The organism is Parvibaculum sp., from assembly GCF_046297875.1.
In the GTDB taxonomy this organism is placed as follows: domain Bacteria; phylum Pseudomonadota; class Alphaproteobacteria; order Parvibaculales; family Parvibaculaceae; genus Parvibaculum.
Window position 1 is genome coordinate 644,862 of sequence record NZ_JBKBHD010000001.1, and the last position, 25,661, is coordinate 670,522.

The 25,661-nt window shown below is 62.7% G+C and carries 21 protein-coding genes; 17 read left to right on the top strand and 4 right to left on the bottom strand.

Annotated features, from left to right (window positions below):
- The first annotated feature begins 58 nt into the window (after positions 1-58).
- Together hpf and ptsN are read left to right on the top strand one after the other, a co-directional pair.
- On the top strand, positions 59-640 hold the full coding sequence (hpf, locus tag ACK4FH_RS03215) for a ribosome hibernation-promoting factor, HPF/YfiA family (protein WP_409811162.1): 582 nt from the start codon (positions 59-61) through the stop codon (positions 638-640).
- Positions 641-758: 118 nt separating this feature from the next.
- Positions 759-1,223 carry a PTS IIA-like nitrogen regulatory protein PtsN gene (ptsN, locus tag ACK4FH_RS03220; RefSeq protein WP_409811163.1) on the top strand — a complete coding sequence of 155 codons (465 nt, stop codon included), beginning with the start codon at positions 759-761 and terminating at the stop codon, positions 1,221-1,223.
- A 77-nt stretch (positions 1,224-1,300) separates the two neighbouring features.
- On the opposite strand, the gene ACK4FH_RS03225 is transcribed toward ptsN, so the two are convergent.
- Both ACK4FH_RS03225 and ACK4FH_RS03230 read right to left on the bottom strand, forming a co-directional pair.
- Entirely contained in the window at positions 1,301-1,594 is a 294-nt protein-coding gene (locus ACK4FH_RS03225; protein ID WP_409811164.1) for a DUF1150 family protein, read from the bottom strand.
- Positions 1,595-1,657: 63 nt separating this feature from the next.
- Positions 1,658-2,128, bottom strand: coding sequence for an Hsp20 family protein (locus tag ACK4FH_RS03230; RefSeq protein WP_409811165.1), 471 nt, complete (start codon positions 2,126-2,128; stop codon positions 1,658-1,660).
- A 216-nt stretch (positions 2,129-2,344) separates the two neighbouring features.
- Here ACK4FH_RS03230 and ACK4FH_RS03235 point away from each other — a divergent pair, with 216 nt between their 5' ends.
- The 8 genes from ACK4FH_RS03235 (at position 2,345) to ACK4FH_RS03270 (ending at position 10,255) form a co-directional block, all read left to right on the top strand.
- Positions 2,345-2,962: a superoxide dismutase gene (locus ACK4FH_RS03235; protein WP_409811166.1), complete on the top strand. Its 618-nt coding sequence runs from the start codon at positions 2,345-2,347 to the stop codon at positions 2,960-2,962.
- Positions 2,963-3,120: 158 nt separating this feature from the next.
- Positions 3,121-3,291 carry a hemin uptake protein HemP gene (hemP, locus tag ACK4FH_RS03240; RefSeq protein ID WP_409811167.1) on the top strand — a complete coding sequence of 57 codons (171 nt, stop codon included), beginning with the start codon at positions 3,121-3,123 and terminating at the stop codon, positions 3,289-3,291.
- A 119-nt stretch (positions 3,292-3,410) separates the two neighbouring features.
- Positions 3,411-5,645, top strand: a complete 2,235-nt coding sequence (locus ACK4FH_RS03245) for a TonB-dependent hemoglobin/transferrin/lactoferrin family receptor (RefSeq protein ID WP_409811168.1) — start codon at positions 3,411-3,413, stop codon at positions 5,643-5,645.
- Between the two features lie 9 nt (positions 5,646-5,654).
- On the top strand, positions 5,655-6,446 hold the full coding sequence (locus ACK4FH_RS03250; protein ID WP_409811169.1) for a TonB family protein: 792 nt from the start codon (positions 5,655-5,657) through the stop codon (positions 6,444-6,446).
- A 26-nt stretch (positions 6,447-6,472) separates the two neighbouring features.
- Positions 6,473-7,528 (top strand): hemin-degrading factor, encoded by a 1,056-nt coding sequence (locus ACK4FH_RS03255; RefSeq protein WP_409811170.1) that lies wholly within the window; start codon positions 6,473-6,475, stop codon positions 7,526-7,528.
- A 2-nt stretch (positions 7,529-7,530) separates the two neighbouring features.
- Positions 7,531-8,424, top strand: coding sequence for a hemin ABC transporter substrate-binding protein (locus ACK4FH_RS03260; protein WP_409811171.1), 894 nt, complete (start codon positions 7,531-7,533; stop codon positions 8,422-8,424).
- Positions 8,421-9,476 (top strand): FecCD family ABC transporter permease, encoded by a 1,056-nt coding sequence (locus ACK4FH_RS03265; protein WP_409811172.1) that lies wholly within the window; start codon positions 8,421-8,423, stop codon positions 9,474-9,476. Before ACK4FH_RS03260 ends, ACK4FH_RS03265 begins: the two co-directional genes overlap by 4 nt.
- Complete coding sequence (locus tag ACK4FH_RS03270; protein ID WP_409811173.1) at positions 9,473-10,255, top strand: heme ABC transporter ATP-binding protein; 783 nt, start codon at positions 9,473-9,475, stop codon at positions 10,253-10,255. The genes ACK4FH_RS03265 and ACK4FH_RS03270 overlap by 4 nt, the downstream gene beginning before the upstream one ends.
- An 87-nt stretch (positions 10,256-10,342) precedes the next feature.
- Here the strand turns inward: ACK4FH_RS03270 and ACK4FH_RS03275 are convergent, their stop codons facing one another.
- Together ACK4FH_RS03275 and ACK4FH_RS03280 are read right to left on the bottom strand one after the other, a co-directional pair.
- Complete coding sequence (locus tag ACK4FH_RS03275; RefSeq protein WP_409811174.1) at positions 10,343-11,368, bottom strand: Fe(3+) ABC transporter substrate-binding protein; 1,026 nt, start codon at positions 11,366-11,368, stop codon at positions 10,343-10,345.
- A gap of 94 nt (positions 11,369-11,462) precedes the next feature.
- Positions 11,463-12,503: an ABC transporter ATP-binding protein gene (locus tag ACK4FH_RS03280; RefSeq protein WP_409811175.1), complete on the bottom strand. Its 1,041-nt coding sequence runs from the start codon at positions 12,501-12,503 to the stop codon at positions 11,463-11,465.
- A 95-nt stretch (positions 12,504-12,598) separates the two neighbouring features.
- Here ACK4FH_RS03280 and ACK4FH_RS03285 point away from each other — a divergent pair, with 95 nt between their 5' ends.
- From ACK4FH_RS03285 to ACK4FH_RS03315, 7 genes are all read left to right on the top strand, one after another.
- Positions 12,599-14,314 (top strand): ABC transporter permease, encoded by a 1,716-nt coding sequence (locus ACK4FH_RS03285; protein WP_409811176.1) that lies wholly within the window; start codon positions 12,599-12,601, stop codon positions 14,312-14,314.
- 151 nt (positions 14,315-14,465) lie between these two features.
- Positions 14,466-15,521: an efflux RND transporter periplasmic adaptor subunit gene (locus tag ACK4FH_RS03290; RefSeq protein ID WP_409811177.1), complete on the top strand. Its 1,056-nt coding sequence runs from the start codon at positions 14,466-14,468 to the stop codon at positions 15,519-15,521.
- A gap of 9 nt (positions 15,522-15,530) precedes the next feature.
- Positions 15,531-18,671, top strand: a complete 3,141-nt coding sequence (locus ACK4FH_RS03295; protein ID WP_409811178.1) for an efflux RND transporter permease subunit — start codon at positions 15,531-15,533, stop codon at positions 18,669-18,671.
- A 57-nt stretch (positions 18,672-18,728) separates the two neighbouring features.
- Entirely contained in the window at positions 18,729-20,609 is a 1,881-nt protein-coding gene (locus tag ACK4FH_RS03300; RefSeq protein ID WP_409811179.1) for an acetyl-CoA hydrolase/transferase C-terminal domain-containing protein, read from the top strand.
- Between the two features lie 190 nt (positions 20,610-20,799).
- Positions 20,800-21,333 (top strand): PadR family transcriptional regulator, encoded by a 534-nt coding sequence (locus tag ACK4FH_RS03305; RefSeq protein ID WP_409811180.1) that lies wholly within the window; start codon positions 20,800-20,802, stop codon positions 21,331-21,333.
- Positions 21,326-22,459: an efflux RND transporter periplasmic adaptor subunit gene (locus ACK4FH_RS03310; protein ID WP_409811181.1), complete on the top strand. Its 1,134-nt coding sequence runs from the start codon at positions 21,326-21,328 to the stop codon at positions 22,457-22,459. Before ACK4FH_RS03305 ends, ACK4FH_RS03310 begins: the two co-directional genes overlap by 8 nt.
- Complete coding sequence (locus ACK4FH_RS03315) at positions 22,456-25,659, top strand: efflux RND transporter permease subunit (protein WP_409811182.1); 3,204 nt, start codon at positions 22,456-22,458, stop codon at positions 25,657-25,659. Before ACK4FH_RS03310 ends, ACK4FH_RS03315 begins: the two co-directional genes overlap by 4 nt.
- Positions 25,660-25,661 lie beyond the last annotated feature (2 nt).

Sequence of the window (25,661 nt, forward strand, 5' to 3'; positions counted from 1 at the left end):
GCCGCGATTTTCGGCATGCATCGTTTCAAATGGCGTAGTGACCCCAGGAAGGTCTTTCATGCAAGTTCAGGTCAGCGGTCATCATCTCGATGTTGGAGATGCGCTCCGCACCCACGCGACCGAGCGGCTCCAGGCGGCGGTAACCAAGTATTTCGACAGGCCTGTCGATGGTCAGGTGACCTTCTCCAAGCAGGGTCACGAGTTCCGTGCCGACTGTTCGGCTCATCTGAGTTCCGGTTTGCGCGTGAACGCGCAGGGTGCCGCGAACGAGGTCTACGCCTCTTTCGACGTGGCGCTGGAGCGTCTTGAAAAGCGGCTTCGCCGCTACAAGCGCAAACTCAAGAATCACAATCACTCCAACAAGGCGGAACTGCCTGCGGAATCCTATCCTTCCTTCATCATTGAGGCCTCGGCCGAGCATGAGGAAGTGGCGGAAGACGCGCAGCCCGTCATCATAGCCGAAGGCACGACCGCCATTCCCGTCCTCAGCGTCGGCGATGCGGTGATGCAGATGGATCTGAGCGATGCCGCTTTCGTCGTTTTCCGCAGTGGCGCGAAGGGCGGGCTCAATCTCGTCTATCGCCGCGGGGACGGAAATATCGGCTGGATCGATACGAGCCGCGATGTTCAGAAGGCGTGAAATTTTGAGGGCGAAATCCGCCTATGCGGCCTCCGGGCACGCATCGGCCGGCACCGTACATTCGGACATGGCGGGAAAGATCCCGCATGCTCCGGCTGGGCAAAACAGGAACCGGATTATGGAGCTTGAAGATCTGGTGCGGCCAGAGGGCGTCATTGCCCATCTGAAGGTCACCAGCAAAAAGCAGGCGCTTCAGGCACTTTCCGAACGCGCTGCAAAACTGACCGGACTGTCGGAGCGCGCCGTTTTCGAGACGCTGCTCGAGCGCGAACGCCTCGGCTCGACCGGGGTCGGACAGGGCATCGCCATTCCGCATGGCAAACTCGCCGAGATCGACCGGCTGCATGGTCTGTTTGCGCGGCTCGATACGCCGATCGATTTCGAGTCGGTGGACGATCAGCCCGTCGACCTGATCTTCCTTCTGCTGGCGCCGGAAGGCGCGGGCGCCGACCATCTGAAGGCGCTGGCGCGCATCTCCCGCCTGCTGCGCAATCCTGCCGTGGTCGAAAAGCTTCGTGCGTCGGAGGACTCGGCTGCGCTTTTCGCTATCCTCACCGAACCGGCGGCGACCAACGCAGCCTGATTTTCCCGCAGTCAAAAAAAGCCCCGCGCTTCACCTGCAAGCGCGGGGCTTTTCATTTCTGCAGTGCGCGGGCGGCGTCAGTGGACGCTGACCGGCTCCAGGTCATACTGGCGCGCACCGGCAAAAGCGGCATCGCGATTGTCGAGCACGGCCATGCGCTGGCCATTCGCTGCGTGAACGGCATAGAGCCTAGTGTCGGCCGGCACACCAAGTTCCGAGCCGAGTTCGCTCTCGACCTCGCCCGCGAGTACCTCGCGCACATAGACGATATTGGGCATGCCGATGGTGGCGAAGCTTTCCGGCGTCAGCTTGCGGAAGTCGCTGACACCCCAGCCATTGGCGCGGGATTCGGAATCGATTTCATTCTGCATCTTACTGCTCCTTTCCGTCCCTTCCCTTCAACGCAGGCAAAGGGACCGATCCGTCGCTCGGGCTCAGACCACGTCGCGCTCGACGTGGCGCGCAGCCGGTTTCCCATCGGCCTTGCCGGTCGCTTGCACAATCTCGATCCGTCGCAGCTTGTGTTCCGGTTCGGGCTTGAGAAGGTCGATGGTCAACAGGCCGTTTTCAAGGCGGGCGGACATTGCTTCCATGCCATCGGCCAGCACGAAGGAGCGCTGGAACTGCCGCGCGGCAATGCCGCGATGGAGATAGGTGCGCGCGCTGTCCTCTTCCTGGCGGCCGCGAATGACGAGCTGATTGTTCTCGACCGTGACCGACAGTTCCTCACGGGAGAATCCGGCGACTGCCAGCGTAATGCGCAGAGCATCACCCTTTTCGGCGGGCACCTGTTCGACATTGTAGGGCGGATACCCGTCGGAGGCTTTCGCCGCCCGGTCGAGCAACCGTTCCATCTCGTCGAAGCCCAGCAGAAAGGGGCTGTTGAATTGCAGCACACGTGTCATGTCCCAAAGTCCCGTTCTCGAGCGACTTTGCCATTTGCGGCCCGCGAGGCGGCACCGCTTCCATAATGATGTGGTGATTCCGCGGCGCGGTTGCAAGCAGCGGGAAAGCGCCCGTTTTCAGGCGCTCGTGCAACCTTTTCCGGGACTCGATGGTTGAACCGGATTTGGGACGCACCAGATTGAGGTCGGGGCTGCCCGAAAGGAAGGACTGCATCCATGTTTGAACTGCCGCCGCTGCCTTACGCCGAAGATGCGCTTGAGCCGCATATTTCCGCGCGCACCCTCTCCTTCCACCACGGGAAGCATCACAAGGCCTATGTCGACAAGACGAACGAGCTGATCGAGGGCACCGCGCTCGAGAAGCTTTCGCTCATCGACCTCATCCGCGAGGTGGCGAAGGACAAGGGCAAGCAGGTTCTGTTCAACAATGCGGCGCAGATCTGGAACCATGATTTCTACTGGCACTCCATGTCGCCGAAGGGCGGCGGCGCGCCGAAAGACCCTCTCGCACAGCAGATCGAGCGGGATTTCGGCTCCGTCGAAAAGTTCAAGGAAGCCTTCAAGGCGAAAGCCATCGGGCAATTCGGCTCCGGCTATTGCTGGCTCGTGCTCGGGGCCAACGGCAAGCTCGCCGTCACCACCACCGCCAATGCCGAAACGCCGATCGTGGATACGAATCAGGCGCCCCTTCTCACCACCGATGTCTGGGAACACAGCTACTATCTCGACTACCAGAACAAGCGGCCGGCCTATCTCGATGCCTTTCTCGATCACCTTGTAAACTGGGAGTTTGCCGCGGCGAATTTCGAGGCGGCGCGGGCGGAAGCCGCCTGACAGGCCTTCGGAACCGGCGAGTTGCAGGTGTTCGCGGCGGATATGTCACGCCGCAATACCCATAACGATATTGTGGAGAAATAGCGGTTGCAGGCGTCAGTTGCGTATGATATTGCGAGTCATTCTCATTTGATAGGGCAAGGGTTGCGGAACAGGAAATGGCGGCTATCGCACCAGAAGGAACGATCCCGTTTTCGAGGGCAGGCACGATGCCCGCTCTCGAAAGCGCCGACCTGTTCCGCGACGGGCGGGAAGTCATCATCCGGCATGGCGGGGAGCAATATCGCCTTCGCCTGACCAGCAGCAACAAGCTGATCCTCATCAAGTGAGAAGGGCCGGGCCGGGGGACCGGGCCGCCATCACGCAAGCAGCCGAGCCAGCCAGACCTGCGAACCATGCGGGGGCCAGCCAGCCAGGAATGCTTTTTCACGCATCACCGGGACTGGTCATGAAAAGTTTTACGGGTCGGCGATCCCTTATCTCGCTCCTTCTCGCGTCGGCATCGCTCGCCGCGATCTCCGCCGCACAGGCACAGGACAGCGCATCTTCCACCGAGGAAGCGGCAAAGCCTCGTGCCACTCAGCTCGACACCGTCACCTCGACCGCCACGCGCAACAAGACCGCGATCAACGATGTCGCGGGGACGGTTTCCGTCATCACGGCGGAAGAGCTCGAACGGCGCAACGCCGTGCGGATGCAGGACATCATCCGCTATGAGCCGGGCATCTCGGTCGGCAATGCGCCCAATCGCGGCGGCGCGACGAACTTCACCATTCGCGGCATTGGCGGTAATCGCGTGCTTGTGCTGGTGGACGGGCTGAACACACCCGACTTTCCGGGCTCCAATATCGGCAGCCCGTCGAGCTACACGCGCGACTTCTTCGATCTCGACAGCATGAAGAAGGTCGAGATCATTCGCGGCCCCTCCTCCGCGCTTTACGGCTCGGACGGACTTGGCGGCATCGTCGCCTATGAGACGAAAGATCCCGCCGACTATCTCGACGGGACGGGCAAGGACTGGTTCGTAAGCGTCAAGGGCGGCTATGCAAGCGCCGGCAAGACCTTCTCCGAAACGCTGACGGGCGCCAAGCGCGCCGGCAATGTCGAAATGCTCGGCCTCTATACGCGCCGCGACGGCGAGGAAGTGGCGCCGAACAGTTCCGCCACGCCGAACCCCTCCGACTGGTGGTCCAACGCCTTCCTCGGCAAGCTCGTCTTCAACGGCTTGTGGGGCAATTCGCTCAAGCTGACCGGCGAGTTCAACGAACGCAAGGAAGAGATCGACCTTCTGACCGATCGCGGCACCTCTTTCGGCACGACGACGCTCTCATCCATTGCCGAAGATGTGACGAAGCGGTCGTCCTTCGCCGCCGCCTTCTCGCAGAACGAGCCCTTCGCCATCGCCGACAGCGCGGCATACAAGCTCTCCTACACCAGGATAGATCGCAACGAGAATACGGTGCAGCTCCGCCAGACCGGCCCGACACAATTCCTGCGGGTTTCGGATTTCGGTTTCCGTCAGGATATCTGGGCGGCCGATTTCCAGTTCAATCTCACGCGCGAGCTGTTCGGGCTGACGCATGATGTCACTTATGGCCTCACCGCCGACTACACCGAAACCTCACGGCCGCGCTACCGCACGCAGACGAACCTCACCACCAACGTCACGACGAATATCATTTCGGGCGAAGTCTATCCGAACAAGAACTTTCCCGACACGAACACGACCAAGATCGGCGCATTCCTCCAGGACAGCATCGGCTTCGGACGTCTCACCGTCACACCTGCGCTGCGCTTCGACTATTACAATCTGAAGCCGAAGCCGGACCAGCTCTTTGCCAATGCAAGTGCCGGTGCATTCGCCGTCCACGAAATGACGGAAACAGAAGTTTCGCCGAAGCTCGGCCTCACTTACGATGTGAGCGAGGAATACACGCTCTTTGCGCAATATGCGCATGGCTTCCGTGCGCCGCCCTATGACAATGCCAATTTCGGCTATGCCAATGCGGCCTCGTTCTACGAGATCATCCCGAACCCGGACCTGAAGCCGGAGACGAGCGACGGTTTCGAGACGGGCCTGCGCGGCAAGTTCCGCGATGGGTCGAGCTTCTCGATCGCCGGTTTCTACAACATGTATGACGACTTCATCGAAAGCGTCACGGTCGCCTCCGCGCCGCCGCCCGGCCTCACCACATTCCAGTATCAGAACGTCTCCGACGTCACGATCTATGGCGCAGAAGCGCGCGGCGAATTCCGCGTCCTGCCGGACTGGGCATTGAAGGGCAGCGTCGCCTATGCCCGCGGCGAGAACGACGCGACGGGTCAGCCGCTCGCTTCTGTCGATCCGTTGAAGCTCGTCGCCGGTCTTGCCTATGAAGGCAATGCATGGAACGCGGAACTCATGACGACGCATGCCACAAAGCATGACCGTGTGCCGTCGACCGTTCTCGTCAATGGCGTCGCGCAACCGGCCTTCATCGCGCCGTCCTATACGGTGGTCGACTTCACCGCCTGGTACGACGTGAGTGACAGCTTCACCGTCAACGCCGGCATCTTCAACATCTTCGACGAGGAATATTACGTCTCGCAGGATGTCGTGGGGCTTGCTGCGAACAATGTGAACCTCGGCAATTATGCCCAGGTTGGCCGGAACTTCGGCGTCAACGCGACGCTGCGCTTCTGAGGCTGCAACATGAGCATGGCCGCCACCGCAAGCATGAGCCGCATGGCAAAAGAAGAGGGTTCCTCGCCTCACCTTCTCTCGCCGCGCGCGCTGCGCCTGCCGGTGGCGGCCTCGCTCGCCATGCATGTTTCGATCACCGCCATTCTTCTCACCTGGTTGCAGGCGAGCGGTGCCAATGCGCCGCAAGGCGAGCTTGACGGGCTGCCGGTCACCTTTGTCGAGCTTGTCGCACCGGCGCCTGCGGAAGCGGTGGCCTCGCTGGCGCCCGCTTCCGCCGCCGCGCCACAACCTGAAATTCTCCCCGAGCCTGCTATGGAAGCAATGCCGCTTCCCGAGCCCGTGTCCATGAAGCCCGAACGCAAGCCAGCGCCGCAGCCTCGCCTCAGCGAAGCGCAGCCGGCTGCAACAAAGACAACAGCGGTATCGCATACAACATCGGCCGCCCTGCCCGATGCGCGTGACGGCGAGGGCGAAGGCATCGCATTCGGCGTGACGCTATCGCCGGGCACCACGGACGATGAAATCATCATCACCGAGCCCCGCTACCGCGCCGCGCCGCGCCCGCCCGTCTATCCGCGCCGCGCGCGCGATCTCGGTCAGGAAGGCATAGCGATGATCCGCGTGAAGCTCGATCTCGCAGGCAACCCTGCGGAAGTCTCGCTGCTCGAAAGTTCCGGCTATGCGCTGCTCGACCATGCCGCGATCCGCGCCGCGCGCGGCTGGCAATTCGAACCCGAACGGCGCGGCGGCAGGCCCGTCGCCGCCTTCGTCCATATCCCCGTCCGCTTCGCCCTCAACTGAACAGAGGCTTCACGAAAGGAACCGTCATGTCCGCAGCATCAACCGGCCAAGACCTCATCAAACGCCGCGCGGCTCTTCTCGCCGCCGAACCCAATCTCCGCGCCCGCGACATCGCCGCACGTCTCGGCATTTCGGAAGCGGAACTCCTCGCGCTCGGCAGCGAGACCACGCGCGTGACGCGGCTCCGCCCAGAATGGACGCAGATCATCGCCGTCGTGCCCGCGCTTGGCCGCGTGATGGCGCTGACGCGCAACGAATCCGTTGTGCATGAGCGCAAGGGAGTCTATGGCGCGCTCGAAGGGGGCGCGCATGTCGGCCTCATCGTCGGCGAAGATATCGATCTGCGCATCTTCTTCACGCAGTGGAAGTCGGGCTTTGGCGTTGCCGAGCAGCTGAAGGATGGCGGCACGCGCCGCAGCTTGCAATTCTTCGATGCGCGGGGCATTGCGATCCACAAGATCTACGAGACCGACAAGTCCGACGCCGCCGCCTTCGATGCGCTGATCGCGCAGTTCGCCACGGAAGTTTCGCCGCTCGAAATTTCGCCGGCGCCGGAAAAGAAGAAGCCGCTGGCCGACAACGAGATCGATGTTGCTGGCTTCCGCGCCGCCTGGGATGCGATGAAGGATACGCATGAGTTCCACGGCCTTATCACGAAGTTCAAGGTGGAGCGGCTGCAGGGATTGCGCCTTGCGGGCGAGACACGTGCCATGCGCGTTCCCGCGCCTTCGCTCCGCGCGACGCTTGAAACGGCGCGCGACCGCGAAGTACCGATCATGGTCTTTGTCGGCAATCCCGGCATGATCCAGATTCACACTGGCCCCGTTTCCAACCTGAAGCCGATGGGCCCCTGGTTCAACGTGCTCGACGAGGCGTTCAACCTGCATCTGCGCGAAGACCATATCGACAGCGCATGGGTCGTCTGGAAGCCGACGGAAGACGGCACCGTCACCTCGCTCGAATTATTCGACAAGGAAGGCGCGCTGATCACAACGCTGTTCGGCAAGCGCAAGCCCGGCCAGCCGGAGGATCTCGCATGGAGAGAGATCGTCAACGGCATGGCGGAAAGGGAAGCGGCGTAATCATGGCGAGACTTTCTTCCCTTGGAGCCGCATGCGTTGCGGTGGTCCTCCTCCTCGCCCCGCCTGCCCATGCCGACGCCAAGCGCATCGTCAGCGTCGGCGGCTCGACGACCGAGATCGTCTATGCGCTGGGCGCGGGCGAGCGGCTTGTTGGCGCGGATACGACGAGCATCTATCCGGCGGCGGCGGATGCACTTCCCGACGTCGGCTATGTGCGGCAGCTTTCGGCTGAGGGCCTGCTGTCGCTCTCGCCCGATCTCATCCTCGCAGGCGGCGAGGCGGGCCCCGACACCGCGCTCGCGCAAACGGAAGCAGCCGGCGTTCGCATCGTGAAGCTGAAGGAAGGTTTCACGCCGGCGGAAGTGCAGGCGCATATTGAAACCGTGGGCGCGGCACTCGGGCGCGAGACGGAAGCGGCCGCTCTCAACGCGGCATTTCGGCAGGACATCGAACGAGTGCTAGCCGATGTCGCGACGCTCGACGGCAGGCCCCGCGTTCTCTTCCTGCTGCAGGCGGGACGCGGTGGCATGCTGGTTGCCGGTGCTCACACGGCCGCCCATGCGATGATCGAACTGGCGGGCGCCGAAAACACCGCCACTGGCTTCACCGGCTACAAGCCATTTTCGCCCGAAGCGGCGACTGCTGCCGCACCCGACGTGCTGCTCGTCACGGATCAGACCGTCGAAATGCTGGGCGGCGCAGACAGGCTTCTGGCCGATCCCGCGCTCGCCGCCACACCGGCGGGCAAGGCGAAGCGCATCGTCAGCATGGATGCGCTTTATCTCGCGGGTTTCGGGCCGCGGCTTGCCCATGCGGTGCGCGATCTTGCCGCCGCGCTTCATCCCGAAGCCGACATAGCGCCGCTTCCCGCGCGGCCCTGGACGGAAGCCCGATGACCGATCTTGCCGCAGCCCCGCCCCGTATGTCGCGCGCGGCGCGGCGGCCCGCCATTCTCGGCGGGCTTGCCATGCTGCTCGCGATCGCTTTCGTGATTGCGCTGGCAACGGGCGCCGTCCCCATCGCCTTCACGGATGTGCTGCGCGCGCTGGCCGGCGTGGAGGTGGGTGAGCGCAGCGCCGCCATCATTCAGTCGATACGGCTGCCGCGGGCTCTTCTCGCCATGCTTGCAGGCATGGCACTTGCGGGTGCGGGCGCGGCCTTTCAGGGCCTCTTCCAAAACCCGCTTGCCGATCCGAGCCTGATCGGCGTGTCGGGCGGCGCGGCGCTCGGCGCGGTCTTCATCATCGTGCTCGGTTCGGTTCTCGTCGGTGCGCTCCCCTTTCTCGCTTCGCCCTGGCTGCTGCCCATCGCCGCTTTTGCGGGCGGGCTTGCCGCCACATTCGCCATTCAGGGCCTCGCGCAATTGCAGGGTCATGCAGCAACGGCGACGCTGCTGCTCGCAGGCATCGCGATCAATGCGCTCACCGGCGCGTTGACCGGCCTTCTCGTCTATATCTCGAACGACACGCAGCTCCGCGACTTCACCTTCTGGAGCATGGGAAGCCTTGCTTCGGGCGGCTGGCACGCCGTCACGGCTGCCGCCATTCCCATCCTTCTCGCCCTCGGCGTCCTTCTGAGCCGCGCCCGCGCGCTCAACGCGATGCTGCTCGGTGAGCGTGAAGCACTTCATCTCGGCGTACCGGTGCAGCGGCTCAAGCATGCCGTCATGGTGGCATCCGCCCTCGCTGTCAGTTCAGCCGTCGCCTTTTGCGGCATCATCGCCTTTGTGGGAATTGTGGTGCCGCATGTCGTGCGCCTCATCGCCGGGCCGGATCACCGCATCGTGCTGCCGGGCTCCATGCTTGCGGGAGCGGCGCTGCTTCTTGTTGCCGACAGTTTTGCGCGCGTCATCGTCGCGCCGGCGGAGCTTCCGATCGGCCTCGTCACGGCGGCGATCGGAAGCCCCTTCTTTCTCTGGCTTCTCATCCGCAAGCGGAGGGGCGCATGATCCGCGCTTCGGGCATTTTGGTTTTCGCGGGCGGCAAGCGCCTGCTCGATCAGGTCGATATTTCGGTGAGGCCCGGCCGCGTCATGGCGCTGATCGGGCCGAATGGCGCGGGCAAGTCGACGCTCATTTCCGTTCTCTCGGGCGAACGCAGGCCGGACAGGGGCGAGGTGTTTCTCGATGATACATTGCTTGCCCGCACCGCGCCTCCAGCACTTGCGCGCCGCCGCGCGGTTCTGCTGCAGCATTCGGCGCTCGATTTTGCCTTTACCGCCGAAGAAGTGATCGAGCTTGGCCGCCTGCCCTTTGCAGGAACGCCCGCGCAGTTCTTCGATACCGAAGCCATCGGCGAAGCGGCGCGTCTCGTGGGCGTCCTCCCCTTGCTCGCGCGCTCCTATCAGACATTGTCCGGCGGCGAGAAGCAGCGGGTGCAGTACGCCCGCGTCATTGCGCAGATATGGCGGCCAAAGGACCGTGACGAAGGCGGGGAGCGTTATCTCATCCTCGACGAGCCGACATCCGCGCTCGATCTGCGTCACCAGCGGCTCGTGCTTGATGTGGCGCGGCGTCTGGCGGATGAAGGTGTGGGCGTTCTCGCCGCCATCCACGATCTCAATCTCGCCAGTGCCTATGCCGACGATGTCACACTTCTGAGGGACGGCAGGCTGCTTGCCTGTGGCGATACCGAAAGCACGCTCACGGCGTCCCGGCTTGGCGCCTGTTTCGATGTCGAGGTGGAAATCTTCACCCGCGCGAACGGGCAGCGCGCGATTCTCGTCTGATATGCATGAAAAAACCGGGGACAGGTTTGTCCCCGGCTTTCGCTGCTCCGCTTTTGCGGTCGCGATGCAGGCCGCCGATGGCAGGATCTATTTCCAGCCGGCCCGGTCGAAGATGCGCACCGCTTCCGCCTGATTGCGGCCAAGCGCGCTCGCGTTCATTTCATCTTCCTTGAAGGCACCCGTGCCGCGCACCGGCGTCTCGTCAGTCACGCCGGGAACGGCCGTATATTCGTGGTTCGTTTGCGAAAGAGTGAGCTGCGCCCAGTCGCCTGTCAGGAACTCGATGAACTTCACCGCGTTGCTGCGGTTCGGCGCATGCTTCATCACGCCCGCACCGGAGAGGTTCACATGCGTGCCGTGGCCTTGCTGATCGGGGAAAACGATCGCGACCTTCTCCGCCGCATCGCGTACCGCCGCATCTTCGGATGCGAGCATACGGCCGACATAATAGGTGTTCACGAGCGAGATGCGGCATTCCCCCGCGGCAACGGCGTTCACATTCGCCGTGTCGTTGCCTTGCGGTTCGCGCTTGAAATTCGCGACCACGCCTTTCGTCCAGGCTTCCGCCTTTTCCGCCCCTTCATGTTCGATGATCGCGGCCAGCAGCGAGACATTGTAGAGGTTCGAGGAGGAGCGCATGCAGATTTCGCCCTTGTGAACCGGGTCCGCGAGATCGGCATAGGTTTCGAGCTTTTCGGGAACGCCTGCCGCCTTGTTATAGATGATGATGCGCGCGCGCTTCGAGATTCCGTACCAGAGCCCGTCCGGGTGACGCAGATGGGCGGGGATGCGCTCCTCAAGCACATCCGAGGTTGCGGGCTGGAAGAGACCTTTTTCTTCCGCTCGCCAGAGGCGGCCCGCATCCACCGTAATCAGAAGATCGGCGGGGCTGTTGCGGCCCTCGCGTTCGATGCGCGCAATGAGCTCATCGCTGTCGCCTTCGATCAGGTTCACCTTGATGCCGGTTTCCTCGGTGAAACGGTCATAAAGCCGGAGGTCGGTGTCATAGTGCCGGGCCGAATAGATGTTCAGTTCGGCGGCATCGGCATTGGCCGCAAGCGCGGTTACGGCGGCCATGGCGGCAAGGGTAAGGGCGGCAAGCAGGCGAAACATGATGGTCCCGGGGCTAATTGCGAACGATTTTCAATCGCACACTATCGCTCCTGCGACACAAGTGCAAGCTGCCCGGCAAGCGCATTTGGTCGCATCAGACCGGGAAAATGAACGTGCCTTCCGGGTCGAAGCGCACCGCCACCGAGGCATTGGGCGCGAGCCCTTCCAGGGCGGGAACGCGGGCACGCAGCGGTTCGAGCGCGCCCGAGGCCTCGTTTGCCAGCAGCACCAGCCAGTCCCGGCCGAGAAAGCGGATATCGCCGATGCGGAAATTGCTCTCCCTTGCACCCGCCGGGGCGAGCGTCACGGCTTCGGGGCGGACGATGACCTCGACATGCGCACCCTCGGTCAGGCCCGGCGCTGGAACCGGGCCATAGGCGGTGATGGCCACCTCGCCGCTGACGATTGCGGGAAAGCGCTGCGCCTCGCCAAAAAGCGAGGCAACGAAAGCACTTGCGGGATTCGCGTAGAGGGTTTCGGGAGCCGCGCATTGGGCGATCCGGCCGCCTTCGAGCACGGCGATCCGGTCGCCGATCTCCATCGCCTCGACGGGGTCATGCGTCACGACGAGAGTGACGACGCGCGCCTCCTTCAGCGCCCGGCGGGCCTCCTCCCTGAGCGCCCGGCGGCGCGTGACATCGACGCTCGCAAAGGGCTCGTCGAGCAGCATGGCAGCGGGCGAGGGCGCAAGCGCGCGGGCAAGCGCCACCCGCTGCTGCTGGCCGCCGGAAAGCGTGTGCGGGTAGCGCGCCTCGAAGCCTGCAAGGCCCACCGAGGCAAGCCGTTCGTCAACGGCCCGGCGGATTTCGTCCTTCGGCTTGCCGGCAAGGCCGAAGGCAATATTCTCTGCGACCGTCAGATGCGGGAACAGCGCATGATCCTGAAAAACCATCCCGAATGAGCGCTTTTCGGGGGCAATGTCACGGCCCGGCGTCGCCAGAACCGCGCCGCCGAGGTCGATGCTGCCTTCCTGAAGCGCCTCGAGACCCGCCGCCAGCCGCAAAAGCGTCGTCTTGCCACTGCCCGAAGCCCCGAGCAGGCAAAGGATTTCGCCCGGCCGCGCCTCAAGCGTCACCCCGGACAGAACCCGGTGGCTGCCATAGCTGTGTCCGACATTGCGGAACGCCAGGGACATGCTGAAGACCTCGCGGCGCGTGAACAAAAGGGGCAAATGCAAATGCGTAGCAAAATTACTTTGCCGCCCCGCCCGGTATTTGTCACAACAGCGCCATGTCAGTCACGGAAAAAGATCGCCTGCCCCTCGATCCGGGCCGTGTGAGCGGGCTCCGCTCGCGGCTCGCCTCCGGCTGGACGCTCGGCGCGCTCGCCGCAGCCTTGCTTGTGCTGCTGCCCTCGCTTGTGGTGCTGGCAAGCCTTGCCGCGCCGCAAAGCGAGAATTGGGCGCATCTGGCTTCCACCGTAATGCCAACCTATGTCTCGAACTCGCTGAAGCTGATGGCGCTGGTCGCGATCATGACCGGGATTGCCGGTGTCGGCACGGCATGGCTCACGGTCACGACGCGCTTCCCGCTTCATTCCACTGCCAACTGGGCGCTGGTGCTGCCGCTCGCGACGCCCGCCTATATCGTCGCCTATGTCTATACGGACCTGCTCGCCTTTGCCGGGCCGGTCCAGTCCGCGCTGCGCGATATCACCGGATGGGAAGCGGGCGACTATTATTTCCCGCCGGTCAGATCGCTGCCCGGCGCGGCACTGATGCTCAGCCTCGTGCTCTACCCTTACGTCTATCTGCTTGCCCGCGTTTCCTTTCAGCGCCAATCGGCGGCGCTGTTCGATGCGGCCCGCAATCTTGGCGCGCGGCCCTGGCGTGCCTTCACGCGCGTGGCGCTGCCCTGCGCACGGCCCGCGATTGCCGGCGGTATCGCTCTTGCCCTCATGGAGACGATCTCCGATTTCGGCGTTGTCGATTATTTCGCCGTGCCGACACTCACCACCGGCATTTTCCGCACATGGTTCAGCCTTGGCGATCCTGTGTCCGCCGCGCAAATTTCCGCATGGCTTTTCGTCTTTGCCATGGCACTCGTCTTTCTGGAAATGGCAGGCCGGCGCGGGCGCGTTGCCAATCCGCTTTCGCGCGATATGGCTTCGCAGCCGAAGCGGCTGACGGGTATTGCCGCGGCAGCGGCCCTTGTCGCCTGCGCCTTGCCGGTGCTTCTCGGTTTCATCGTGCCCGCCGCGGTGCTGATCCGCTACGCGCTGATCGAGGGCGACCCCCTGCTTGGCCGCAATTTCCTCGATTTCGCGTGGAACAGCTTATTCGTCGCCACCATCGCCGCAGCGATCGCCACCACGCTCGCCTTGCTGCTGAGCTATGGCGAGCGGCTGCATCCGACGCGCTTCAACCGCCTGTCGATCCGGTTTGCGACACTCGGCTATGCGCTGCCGGGAGCAATGATCGCTATCGGCATTCTTACCTTGTCGACAAGCATCGACCGCGCCTTTGGCAATTTTGCCGAAACGCAGTTCGGTTTTTCGCCGGGGCTCATTCTCACAGGCTCGATTGCAGGGCTTGTCTTTGCCTATGTCGCCCGGTTCCTTACCGCCGCCTACAACGCGACGCATAGCGGGCTAGAAAAAGTGCATCCGACGCTCGACGCAGCCGCGCGCATTCTCGGCGCCGGGCCCCGCCGTGTGCTTGCCGCCATCCATGTGCCGCTGATGCGCGGGGCGCTGGCAAGCGCGGCACTGATCGTCTTCATCGATGTGCTGAAGGAGCTGCCCGCAACGCTGCTGCTCAGACCCTTCAATTTCGAAACGCTGGCAACGCGGACCTATCGCCTCGCATCGGATGAGCGTCTGGCGGAAGCAAGCACGGCGGCCCTGATGATCGTTGCGCTCGGCCTTCTCCCCGCGATCCTGCTCAGTTTTTCGATATCGAGGGGCAGTACGCCGCCACAGCTAGCCGTGCCGCCGACGGAAAAGTGATCGCCGGCAGCCAATAAAACGTCCGTCTTACTGGAAATCGGCGGACTGCGGCCCAAGTTGACGGTAATGTCATAATTTGAACGGATTGCGGGTGGCACTATACGCAATTGCCTTCGCCCTTCCGGTAAACCGGCCCAGTTCTGGAGTGTGCATGCGACTTTTGCCTGTTGCCCTTGCCGCAAGCCTCTTTCTCCCGGTCCCCGTTCTCGCCGAGAACGTGCAGAAAGTGATCGTTGCCCCGGCCATCACGGATCGCTTTGTCGACCAGGTGGAAGCGCTTGGCACAAGCTTTTCCAATGAAAGCGTCGTGATAACGGCGAATGTCGCCGAGCGGGTGACGGAGATCCTGTTCGAAGACGGGCAGACGGTCGAGGAAGGGCAGTTGCTCGTCGCGATGCGGCGGGACGAACAGAAGGCGGCGCTCGCCGCCGCAGAAGCTGTCCTCACCGAACGCCGCACGGCCTATGAGCGGGCGCGCGAACTCGAACGGCGGCAATTCACCGCGACAGCACAGGTCGAAGAAAGGCTGGCCGCCCTTCGAGAGGCCGAAGCCAATCGCGATGGCGCGGCGGCGAGACTCGCCGACCGCGAGATTCGTGCGCCCTTCAGCGGCATCGTCGGCTTGCGCAATATCAGCCTCGGTACGCGGGTTTCGCCGGGCGATCGCATCACGACACTCGACGATCTCGACCCCATCAAGCTCGACTTCACCGTTCCTGCCGCCTATCTGTCGTCAATCACGCCCGGACTCGAAATCGTCGCCACGACAACCGCCCTGCCGGAGCGGGAATTTCGCGGCGAGATTCACAGCGTCTCGACACAGGTCGACCGTGTGACGCGCTCCATCACCGCCCGTGCGCTGATCGGCAATGCCGATCACGCGCTGAAGCCCGGCCTCTTGATGACGGTTCAGCTTCTCAAGAATCCGCGCCGAGCGGTCGTTATCCCCGAGGAAGCGCTCGTTCCCGTCGGAACGAGAAATTTCGTTTTCGTGGTGGAGGACGACACGGCCTTCCGGCGCGAAGTGCAGACCGGCGCGCGCCGGCCCGGCGAAGTCGAAATTCTGGGCGGATTGCGCGATGGCGAGCGCGTCGTCACGCATGGCACGATGCGTCTTCGCGATGGACAGAAAGTGAAGATCATCGAGGAACAGAGGCAGGGTCAGGCGATCGGCGTACTCATGGACGACGCCACGACCGTGCAGTAGGAGACGGCCATGAAACTATCTGACGTCTCCGTTACAAGGCCGGTATTCGCCGCGGTGATGAGCCTGCTGCTCGTCGCCTTTGGCCTTGTTGCCTTCGACCGGCTTCCCCTTCGCGAATATCCCGACATCGACCCGCCGATCGTTTCGATTACCACCGACTACCGCGGTGCGGCGGCAGCCGTCGTCGAAACGCGCATTACCGAGCGGATTGAGGAACGCATCGCCGGTGTCGAGGGCATTTCCTATGTGCAGTCGGCGAGCCAGGACGGGCGCTCGCGTATTACCATCGAGTTCCGGCCCGGCCGCGACATAGACGCGGCCGCCAACGATATTCGCGACCGCGTGTCGGGCATTCTCGACGATCTGCCGCCCGAGGCCGATCCGCCGGACATCCAGAAAGTCGATTCCAGCGACGACGTCATCATGTGGCTCAATCTCGAGAGCCCGAACATGAATGTGCTGGAACTGACCGACTATGCGGAGCGCTATATCGTCGACCGGTTTTCGACGCTCGATGGCGTGGCCCGCGTGCGGCTCAGCGGCGCCCGCAGCTATGCCATGCGCATCTGGCTCGACCGCTCCGCCCTCGCCGCAAGGCAGCTCACTGTCGGCGATGTCGAGCAGGCGCTGCTTGCAGAAAATGTCGAGCTTCCGGCCGGCAGCATCGAATCCACGCAACGCCAGTTCTCCGCCCGTATCGAGCGCAGCTACCGCTCGCCGGAAGATTTCCGCCAGCTCGTGTTGCGGCAGGGCGAGGACGGCTATCTGGTGCGGCTTGGCGATGTGGCGCGCGTCGAGCGGGCGGCGGCCGAGGACCGTACCTTCTTCCGCGGCAACCAGGTGCAGATGATCGGCATCGGCATCATCAAGCAATCGACGGCAAATACACTGACCGTGACGAATGGCGCAAAGGCGGAAGCAGAACGCATCGCTCCGACGCTGCCGGACGGCATGGAATTCCGGCAGAGCTACGATAGCAGTGTCTTCATCGAGGGCGCCGTCAACGAGGTCTACAAGACGCTCGGGATCGCGATCTGCCTTGTCGTGCTGACGATTTTCGTCTTCCTGGGGAGCACGAGAGCGACACTCGTTCCCGCCATCACCGTGCCGGTCTCTCTCATCGCGACTTTTCTTGTTCTCTACATGGCGGGTTTTTCCGTCAATCTGCTGACGCTTCTCGCGCTGGTGCTCGCCATCGGCCTTGTCGTCGACGACACGATTGTCGTTCTCGAGAATATCTACCGGCGGATGGAAGAGGGAGAGACGCCGCTCGTTGCCGCCTATCGAGGCGCAAGGCAGGTGGGCTTTGCCGTCATTGCCACGACCATCGTACTGATGGCGGTGTTCGTGCCGCTTGCCTTTGTCGAGGGTGCCGTCGGCCGGCTTTTCTCCGAATTCGCAATCACCATGGCCGCGGCGGTCGGCTTTTCGAGCTTCGTCGCGCTCAGTCTGTCGCCGATGCTTTCATCGAAAGTCCTCAAGCCCGCAAGCGGCCCGACACGCTTCACGCAGACGATAGACCGCTTCTTCAACCGGATGCGTGGGCGCTACACGCAGATACTGCAGAAAACGCTGGCGCGGCCGCTGCCGGTTTTTGGCATCTTCGGAGCGATGATCCTGATTGCGTGGGGTCTTTTCACGCTCACACCGTCCGAATATTCGCCGCGCGAGGACCGGGGCACCTTCTTCGTGATGGTGAATGCACCGGAAGGCGCGTCCTACGAGTACACTGCCGCCTATATGACCGAAATCGAGACGAGGCTCATGCCGCTTGTCGATAGCGGCGAAATCAACCGTCTGCTCGTCCGGGCGCCGCGCTCCTTCGGCAATACAGCAACATTCAATGACGGCATCGCCGTTGTGGTGCTGAACGACTGGTCCAAGCGCCGTTCCGCCTGGGACATCATGGCGGAGATCCGCGAAATCACCAGCGACCTGCCCGGCGTGACGATCTCGCCCGTGATGCGCTCGGGCTTCGGCGGCGGCACACGCAAACCCGTACAATTCGTCATCGGAGGCGGCACTTACGATCAGCTTCGGGAGTGGCGCGACATACTTCTCGCCGCCATCGACGAAAACAATCCCGGCCTCATCAATATCGATCACGACTACAAGGAAACGAAGCCGCAGCTTCGCGTGGAGATCGACCGCAACAGTGCGGGCGATCTGGGCGTGACAGTCGCCAATGTGGGCCGGACGCTCGAGACGATTTTCGGTTCGCGCCTCGTCACCCGGTATGTCGAGGATGGCGAAGAATATGACGTGATCCTCGAAGGCGAGCGATCTACGCAGCGGACACCGAGCGACATGAGCAACCTCTTCGTGCGCTCCGACCGCACGGGCGAGCTTATTCCCATCGCCAATCTCGTCAGCATTTCCGAATCCGCGGGGCCTGCGAGCCTCAACCGCTATAACCGCGTGCGCGCCATCACCATCGAAGCCGACCTTGCCGATGGCTATGCGCTCGGCCAGGCACTCGACTATCTGGAAGCGCTGGCTCGCGAGCGGCTGCCTCAGGGTGTCACCATCGACTACAAGGGCCAGTCGATGAATTTCAAGGAAGCGGGAGGCGCGCTTGCCTTTGTGTTCATCCTCGGGATTGTCGTCGTCTTCCTCGTGCTCGCGGCGCAATTCGAAAGCTTCGTCCACCCCTTCATCATCATCACCACTGTGCCGCTCGCCGTGACCGGCGGGTTGTTCGGCATCTGGATATCGGGCGGCACGATCAATCTCTATACGCAGATCGGCCTCATCATGCTGGTGGGTCTTGCTGCCAAGAACGGCATCCTGATCGTCGAGTTCGCCAACCAGCTTCGCGACGAGGGCCGGGAGTTCCGCGAGGCGCTGGTGGAAGCGGCCGGCATCCGCCTGCGTCCGATCCTCATGACGGCGATCACCACGGCGGCCGGCGCCATTCCGCTGATCCTGTCCTTCGGCGCGGGCGCGGAAACGCGCGCCGCCATCGGCGTCGTTATCTTTTCGGGCATCATAGCGACGACGGCCTTCACGCTGTTCGTTGTGCCGGTCGCCTACCAGACCTTCGCAAGGGGAACCGGCTCGCCCGGCGACACGCAGCGCAGGCTCGAAGAGGAAATGGAGATGCGGAACCGGCCGGGCCTTAGCCCCAGGCCGATGGAGGGCGCGGAGTAAAAATATTCCGGCGTCTCCCGGCTTCGAAGACTGAGGCGCGGCGCATGGCAGGCTGCTATGATCGCGCGAACCGAAGCGATCAACGAACCGGCAGGGCCAGGCTTGTCTTCCGTGCAAACATTTGACGATCCCGGCAGGCTTGCCGATGCCATCATTGCCCGAACGGGCAAGCGCATCGTGCTGGCGCTGCCGCTCGGCCTCGGCAAGCCGAACCATCTTGCCAATGCGCTGGTCGAGCGCGCGATTGCCGACCCCTCGATTTCGCTTCGCATCTTCACGGCGCTGACGCTTGAGGTGCCGCGCGCCTCGGGCGATCTCGAAAAGCGCTTCATGGGTCCCGTTATCGAGCGCCTGTTCGACGGCTATCCGGAAATGATCTATGCACGCGCGCTTCATGCCGGACGCCTGCCTGCCAATATCGAGGTCAACGAGTTCTTCATGCAGGCGGGCAAGTGGCTTGGCTCGCCGCGCCAGCAGCAGAGCTATATTTCCGCCAACTACACGCATGTGCTGCGCTACATCCTGCAGGCCGGCGTGAATGTGGTGGCGCAGCTCGTCGTGCCGAACGAGGCCGGAACGAAATTCAGCCTGAGCTGCAATCCCGACATCACACCCGACCTGCTGAAAGCCCGTCGCGCAGGCCGGGCCGATTTCATCTATGCAGGCGAGACGAATGGGGGCTTGCCCTATATGGGTGGCGAGGCAGAAATGGCGGCGGGCGAATTCGATTTCCTGCTCGACAATCCGGCGCTTCATTTCCCTCTTTTTGCGCCGCCGCGCGAACCCGTGTCGCTTGCCGACCATGCAATCGGGCTTCATGCGGCAAGCCTCATTCCCGATGGCGGCACATTGCAGATCGGCATCGGCTCCATCGGCGATGCCATCGGCCATGCGCTGGTGCTGCGTCACCGCAACAATGAAGCCTATCGCGCCCTTGCCAAGGCATTGCAGGTGTCCGGAAAGGAGCTGGCGCCGTTCGAGGCGGGCCTTTATGGCGCGAGCGAAATGCTCGTCGAGTGCTTCCTCGATCTCATTGAGGCAGGTGTCGTGAAGCGGGAAGCGGATGGCGTTCTCGTTCATGGCGGATTCTTCCTTGGCTCGCGGGATTTCTACCGCAAGCTCCGGGAAATGAGCGACGAGGCGCGTGCGAAGATCGCAATGGTGCCGGTCAGCTATGTGAACGAACTTTCTTCCGGCGACGAAGTGCGCAAACGTGCGGCGCGGCAGAAGGCGCGCTTCATCAATACGGCGATGATGGCGACGCTGACCGGCGCTGCCGTTTCGGACGGGCTCGAGGACGGGCGCGTGGTGAGCGGCGTCGGCGGACAATACAATTTCGTCGCGCAGGCCTTTGCGCTCGAGGATGCGCGCTCCGTCATCGCGCTCAGGGCAACGCGGAGCAAGGACGGGAAAACGATGTCCAATGTGGTGGGCTCTTATGGCCACATCACCATTCCGCGCCATCTGCGCGACATCGTGGTGACGGAATATGGCATCGCCGATCTGCGCGGGCGGACGGATGGAGAAGTCGTGACGGCGATGCTCAATGTCGCGGATTCGCGCTTTCAGGGCGCGCTTCTCGAGGATGCAAAAAAGGCCGGCAAGATCGCCTCGGATTACCGGATCCCGGAGGCTCACCGCGACAACACGCCGGCAAGGCTCGAGGCGGCGCTGGGCGAGGCGCGACAGCGGGGCCTTCTGCCGCTCTTTCCCTTTGGCAGCGATTTCACGGCGGTGGAGCAGCAGCTCATGCCGGCGCTCGGATTGCTGCGGGGCGCCGGGCGCGGCGGGCTTCTCAAACTTGCTTTACGCGGCGGGCCGGAGACTGCCGAAGCCCGTCAATCTCTCGAGCGGATGGGGCTTCTGCAGCCCCGGACGCTCAAGGATCGCCTCTACCGCCGGCTGCTGCTCGGCGCCATGGCGGGCACCGCGGCCTGAACCCCTCCCCGCCTCAGCGGCCACACAGTGTCGCATCCATGCCGCACTGCAAAAAATAACTGCAATTTTCCGGTAAAAAACTGCCCCTGCCCTTGGAATCTTGACGCAGGGTCACATATATAGCGCCGATATATCGCCCCTATATAGGCGCCAGCCCGGACGGCGGGTTTGACGCAGGGAAAGCCTACCGATGCACGTCACCACGCTCTGTCTGGGCGCCCTGGTTTTCGGGGATGCCACGGGCTATGAAATCAACAAGATGTTCGAGGACGGGCCATTCAGCCACTTCCTCGACGCGAGCTATGGCTCGATCTATCCGGCGCTGACGCGGCTCACGGAAGAGGGCCTCGTGACCTGCAAGGCCGAAGCGCAGGAGCGCCGCCCGGACAAGAAAATCTACTCCCTCACCGATGGGGGGCGGCAGCAGCTCAGCGAGGCGCTCGGCCAGCAGCTCGCGCCCGACAAATTCCGCTCCGAATTCCTATTCACGGTTCTGTTCGCCCATCTCCTGCCGCGGAACCGCGTCCGGGCGCTTGTCGACCAGCGCCTCGCGGCGATGAAGGAAAAGGCGCAGCAACTCTCAGAGCCCGATGAGGACGATACGCCGGGCATGGATTTCGCCCGGCAATACGGACATGCCGTGTTTACGGCATCAATCGACTTCCTGGAACGCAACCGGCACCTGATCGAAGACGCCGCAATCGAAGAAAAAGTACATGTTTGATCGTCAGAAAGAAATCATCGCCAAGGCGACCGGCGGCCGTCTCCAGCGCTCGCACTACATCGCCATCGGCATTGCGGGCGCGATCCTGCTCTGGTTCGCGACAGGCATTTTCGGCTCGGGCGGAAACGGGAACGGACTTACGGCCGCCGAAGAAGAGGCGGCCAATGCCGTGACGCCGCGCGTTCGCGTGACGGAATCGCAGGCGACGATGCGCCAGAGCTTCATCACGGTGCGCGGCCGCACGGAGGCGAAGCGCGCGGTGCATGTGCGCGCCGAGACGCAAGGCCGCGTGGTCGAACTGCCGGTCGAAAAGGGCCAGCCGGTGAAGACGGGCGACGTGCTGTGCCGTTTGCAGGTCGATGCGCGCGACGCGCAGCTCGCGGAGGCGCGCGCGCTCGTGCAGCAGCGCAAACTCGAATATGACGCCGCGCGTCAGCTTGCCGAAAAAGGCCACCGCGCGCCGACAGCCGTTGCCGGCAACAAGGCTGCGTTCGATGCGGCGCAGGCCCGTCTTAAGCAGATGGAAATCGAATTGAGCCAGACGAAAATCGTCGCTCCCTTCGACGGTATTTTCGACGACCGGCCTGTCGATGTCGGCGACTACATGCGGTCGGGCGATGTCTGCGGCCTTGTCGTGGAGCTCAATCCCCTGCTTGTCGCAGGCCAGGTATCCGAAGACCGGGTCGGCGCGATGCGGATCGGCACCTCCGGTACGGCCCGTCTCGTCACCGGCGAAACGGTCGGCGGCCATATTCATTTCGTCGCCAAGACGGCGGATCCGGCGACACGCACCTTCCGGGTCGAACTTGAAGTGCCCAATCCCGATTTCAGGATGCGCTCCGGCATCACCGCCGAAATCATCGTTCCCGGTCAGGAAGTGCTGGCACACCGGATTCCGAGCAGCATCATCACGCTGAGCGACAATGGCACGGTCGGCATACGTACCGTCACCAGTGAAGGCCGCGTGGCCTTCCAGCCGATCCAGCTGATCGACGATACGCCGGAAGGCATCTGGATCTCCGGCCTTCCCGACAAGGTGACCATCATCACGGTCGGCCAGGACTATGTGATCGAAGGACAGAAGGTCGAGGCCATTCCCGCAACCCAGGTTGGAGCGGCACTGTGAATTCCGTTATCGACGCCATATTGGGGCGGACCCGAACCGTTCTGACCACGATGGTTCTCCTCGTGGCTGCGGGGATCATCTCGTTCATCTCGATCCCGAAGGAAGCGGACCCGGACATTCCGATACCGATTTTCTATATCTCGATCGTCCATCACGGCATTTCGCCCGAGGATTCCGAACGCCTCCTCATCAGGCCGATGGAAACCGAATTGCGCTCGCTCGAAGGTCTCAAGGAACTGAGGGCGATCGCCTCGCAGGGCCATGCCGGCATCGTGCTCGAGTTCGACGTCAATTTCGACAAGGACGGCGCGCTTCAGGACGTACGCGAGAAGGTCGACTTGGCCCGGCCGAAGCTGCCGAGCAATACGGAAGAGCCGACGATCACGGAGTTCAACACGTCGCTTTTCCCTGTTCTCGTTGTGACGCTTTCGGGCGAAGTTCCGGAACGTACGCTCTATAACGCCGCGCAGGCGCTGAAGGATGAGATCGAAGCGATCCCGACCGTTCTTCAGGCCGATCTTGTCGGGCATCGCGAAGAGTTGCTGGAAATCGTCATCGATCCGGCAAAGCTCGAATCCTACAATATTTCGCAAAGCGAACTCATCAACGCGGTATCGCTGAACAACCGGCTGGTCGCGGCCGGCAATATCGATACGGGTCAGGGACGCTTCTCGGTCAAGGTTCCGGGGCTTTTCGAAACGCGCAAGGACGTCCTCGAATTGCCTGTCAAGGTGTCGGGCGAAGGCGTGGTGACGCTGTCCGACATTGCCGATATCCGCCGCACATTCAAGGATCCGGATGGCTTTGCGCGGTTCAATGGCCATCAGGCCATCGCTATCGAGATCACCAAGCGCATCGGCACCAACATCATCGACAACAATGTGCAGGTCCGTGAAGTCGTCGACCGCATGACGAAGGACTGGCCGGAAGCGGTCCATGTCGATTACACGATGGATGCATCCGACTGGATCTACCGTTCGCTCGGCTCGCTGCAATCGTCGATCGCAACCGCCATCGTGCTGGTGATGATTGTGGTCGTGGCGGCGCTTGGCCTGCGCTCGGCCATGCTTGTCGGCATCGCCATTCCGACCTCGTTCATGATCGGCTTTTTCTTTCTCTCTTCATCGGGCTACACCGTCAACATGATGGTCATGTTCGGCATGCTTCTGGCCGTCGGCCTTCTCGTCGACGGTGCGATCGTGGTTGTCGAATATGCTGACCGTAAAATGTCGGAAGGGCTTGGCAAGTTCGAGGCCTATGCGCTTGCGTCGAAACGCATGTTCTGGCCGGTGACGTCTTCCACCGCGACGACGCTTGCAGCCTTCCTGCCGATGCTTCTGTGGCCCGGTGTCTCCGGCAAGTTCATGAGCTATCTGCCGATCACGCTCATTGTCGTTCTCACGGCGTCGCTGATTACAGCGCTCATCTTCGTGCCGACGCTCGGTTCCGTGTTCGGCAAGGCCGAGAAGGAGAACGACGAGGTTCTGAAGCAACTCGCGGGCGCCGAGACGGGCGACATTCGCGCCCTTCCGGGCTTCACGGGCTCCTATGTCCGCCTGCTCGACAAGCTCATCTACTATCCCGGCCGCGTTCTTGCCGCGACCGGCGCCGTGATCTTCATCACGATCTTCATTTTCAGTTCGTTCAACAATGGTGTCGAATTCTTTGTCGACACCGAGCCGGAGCGCGCCATCGTGATCGTCAGTGCGCGCGGCAATCTCTCTGCCGCCGATACGCTGACGCTGGCGCAGGATGTCGAGAATATCGTACTGGCGACCGAAGGCGTGCAGACCGTCTTCACGCGCACGTCGCCCGGCCTTGGCGAGCGAGGCGGACGCGGCAACGATGTGCCGAAAGACATGATCGCGCAGCTCCTGATCGAGTTCAAACCATATGAGGAACGCCGAAAGGGCGCGGTCATTCTGGAGGAAATCCGGCAGAAGACGGCCCCGCTTCCAGGCATCAGGGTGGAAGTGCGCAAGCAGGAAGACGGGCCGCCGACCGGCAAGGATATCCAGATCGAGCTGACCTCGCCCGACTATCAGAAGCTGCTTGCAACGACCGCTTTCATTCGCGATCACCTCGACAAGAATGTCGACGGCCTGATCGATATCGAGGATGGACGGCCGTTGCCGGGCATCGAATGGGTGCTGACGGTGGACCGCGAATTGGCGGGCCGCTTCGGCGCGGATGTAACGTCCGTCGGCTCGGTGATCCAGCTCGTGACCAACGGCATTCTGATCGGCGAGTACCGGCCTGACGATGCCCGCGACGAAGTCGATATTCGCGTCCGGTTCCCGGACAATTTCCGGGTACTCGATCAGCTCGACAATCTGCGGGTGCAGACGCCCATGGGCCTCGTGCCGATCAGCAATTTTGTGACGCGCGAAGCGCGGCCGCAGGTGAGTTCCATCGAACGCATCAACGGCGTTCGCCGTATCGTCATAAAGGCGAACACGGCAATCGACCCTGCCACCGGCAGCAAGATCAATGTCGATTCGAAAGTCGGCGAGCTTGCCGAATGGGTATCGCAGCAGCAAATCGACCCGGCAGTGAATGTCCGCTTCCGCGGCGCGAACGAAGAGCAGGCGGAATCGGCGGCCTTCCTCGGCGGCGCGCTGATCGGTGCGCTGTTCCTGATGTTCATCATCCTGCTGACGCAGTTCAACAGCTTCTACCACTCGGTGCTGACGCTCTCGACCGTGGTGCTGTCGACGCTCGGTGCGCTGATCGGCATGGTTGTGACAGGGCAGCCCTTCTCCGTCATCATGACGGGCACGGGCATTGTGGCACTTGCCGGCATCGTCGTGAACAATTCGATCGTTCTGATCGATACGTTCCAGCGGCTGCGCGCGGAAACCGCGGATGTGATCGAGGCGGTGTTACGCACCGCAGGCCAGCGCCTGCGACCGATCATGCTGACGACGATCACGACCATGTTCGGGCTTCTGCCGATGGCAACCCAGCTCAACCTCAATTTTGTGACACGCGAAATCGTGGTTGGCGGTCCGGTTGCGGTCTGGTGGGTGCAGCTCTCGACCGCGATCATTTTCGGTCTCGGCTTCTCGACGCTGCTGACACTGGTACTCGTGCCGGTGCTGCTGGCGGCGCCGGGCGTCATACGCGCAAAGAGGGCGGCGCGGCGGCGCGGCGATGCGGAATGGAATACGCCCCTGGAGGCGCGGCGCGCAGCCGAGTAAGG

What these genes read in the sequence shown, in the direction of transcription:
- hpf (WP_409811162.1), top strand. Translation starts at nt 59, where the DNA reads ATGCAAGTTCAGGTCAGCGGTCATCATCTCGATGTTGGAGATGCGCTC.
- ptsN (WP_409811163.1), top strand. Translation starts at nt 759, where the DNA reads ATGGAGCTTGAAGATCTGGTGCGGCCAGAGGGCGTCATTGCCCATCTG.
- ACK4FH_RS03225 (WP_409811164.1), bottom strand. Translation starts at nt 1,594, where the DNA reads ATGCAGAATGAAATCGATTCCGAATCCCGCGCCAATGGCTGGGGTGTC.
- ACK4FH_RS03230 (WP_409811165.1), bottom strand. Translation starts at nt 2,128, where the DNA reads ATGACACGTGTGCTGCAATTCAACAGCCCCTTTCTGCTGGGCTTCGAC.
- ACK4FH_RS03235 (WP_409811166.1), top strand. Translation starts at nt 2,345, where the DNA reads ATGTTTGAACTGCCGCCGCTGCCTTACGCCGAAGATGCGCTTGAGCCG.
- hemP (WP_409811167.1), top strand. Translation starts at nt 3,121, where the DNA reads ATGGCGGCTATCGCACCAGAAGGAACGATCCCGTTTTCGAGGGCAGGC.
- ACK4FH_RS03245 (WP_409811168.1), top strand. Translation starts at nt 3,411, where the DNA reads ATGAAAAGTTTTACGGGTCGGCGATCCCTTATCTCGCTCCTTCTCGCG.
- ACK4FH_RS03250 (WP_409811169.1), top strand. Translation starts at nt 5,655, where the DNA reads ATGAGCATGGCCGCCACCGCAAGCATGAGCCGCATGGCAAAAGAAGAG.
- ACK4FH_RS03255 (WP_409811170.1), top strand. Translation starts at nt 6,473, where the DNA reads ATGTCCGCAGCATCAACCGGCCAAGACCTCATCAAACGCCGCGCGGCT.
- ACK4FH_RS03260 (WP_409811171.1), top strand. Translation starts at nt 7,531, where the DNA reads ATGGCGAGACTTTCTTCCCTTGGAGCCGCATGCGTTGCGGTGGTCCTC.
- ACK4FH_RS03265 (WP_409811172.1), top strand. Translation starts at nt 8,421, where the DNA reads ATGACCGATCTTGCCGCAGCCCCGCCCCGTATGTCGCGCGCGGCGCGG.
- ACK4FH_RS03270 (WP_409811173.1), top strand. Translation starts at nt 9,473, where the DNA reads ATGATCCGCGCTTCGGGCATTTTGGTTTTCGCGGGCGGCAAGCGCCTG.
- ACK4FH_RS03275 (WP_409811174.1), bottom strand. Translation starts at nt 11,368, where the DNA reads ATGTTTCGCCTGCTTGCCGCCCTTACCCTTGCCGCCATGGCCGCCGTA.
- ACK4FH_RS03280 (WP_409811175.1), bottom strand. Translation starts at nt 12,503, where the DNA reads ATGTCCCTGGCGTTCCGCAATGTCGGACACAGCTATGGCAGCCACCGG.
- ACK4FH_RS03285 (WP_409811176.1), top strand. Translation starts at nt 12,599, where the DNA reads ATGTCAGTCACGGAAAAAGATCGCCTGCCCCTCGATCCGGGCCGTGTG.
- ACK4FH_RS03290 (WP_409811177.1), top strand. Translation starts at nt 14,466, where the DNA reads ATGCGACTTTTGCCTGTTGCCCTTGCCGCAAGCCTCTTTCTCCCGGTC.
- ACK4FH_RS03295 (WP_409811178.1), top strand. Translation starts at nt 15,531, where the DNA reads ATGAAACTATCTGACGTCTCCGTTACAAGGCCGGTATTCGCCGCGGTG.
- ACK4FH_RS03300 (WP_409811179.1), top strand. Translation starts at nt 18,729, where the DNA reads ATGATCGCGCGAACCGAAGCGATCAACGAACCGGCAGGGCCAGGCTTG.
- ACK4FH_RS03305 (WP_409811180.1), top strand. Translation starts at nt 20,800, where the DNA reads ATGCACGTCACCACGCTCTGTCTGGGCGCCCTGGTTTTCGGGGATGCC.
- ACK4FH_RS03310 (WP_409811181.1), top strand. Translation starts at nt 21,326, where the DNA reads ATGTTTGATCGTCAGAAAGAAATCATCGCCAAGGCGACCGGCGGCCGT.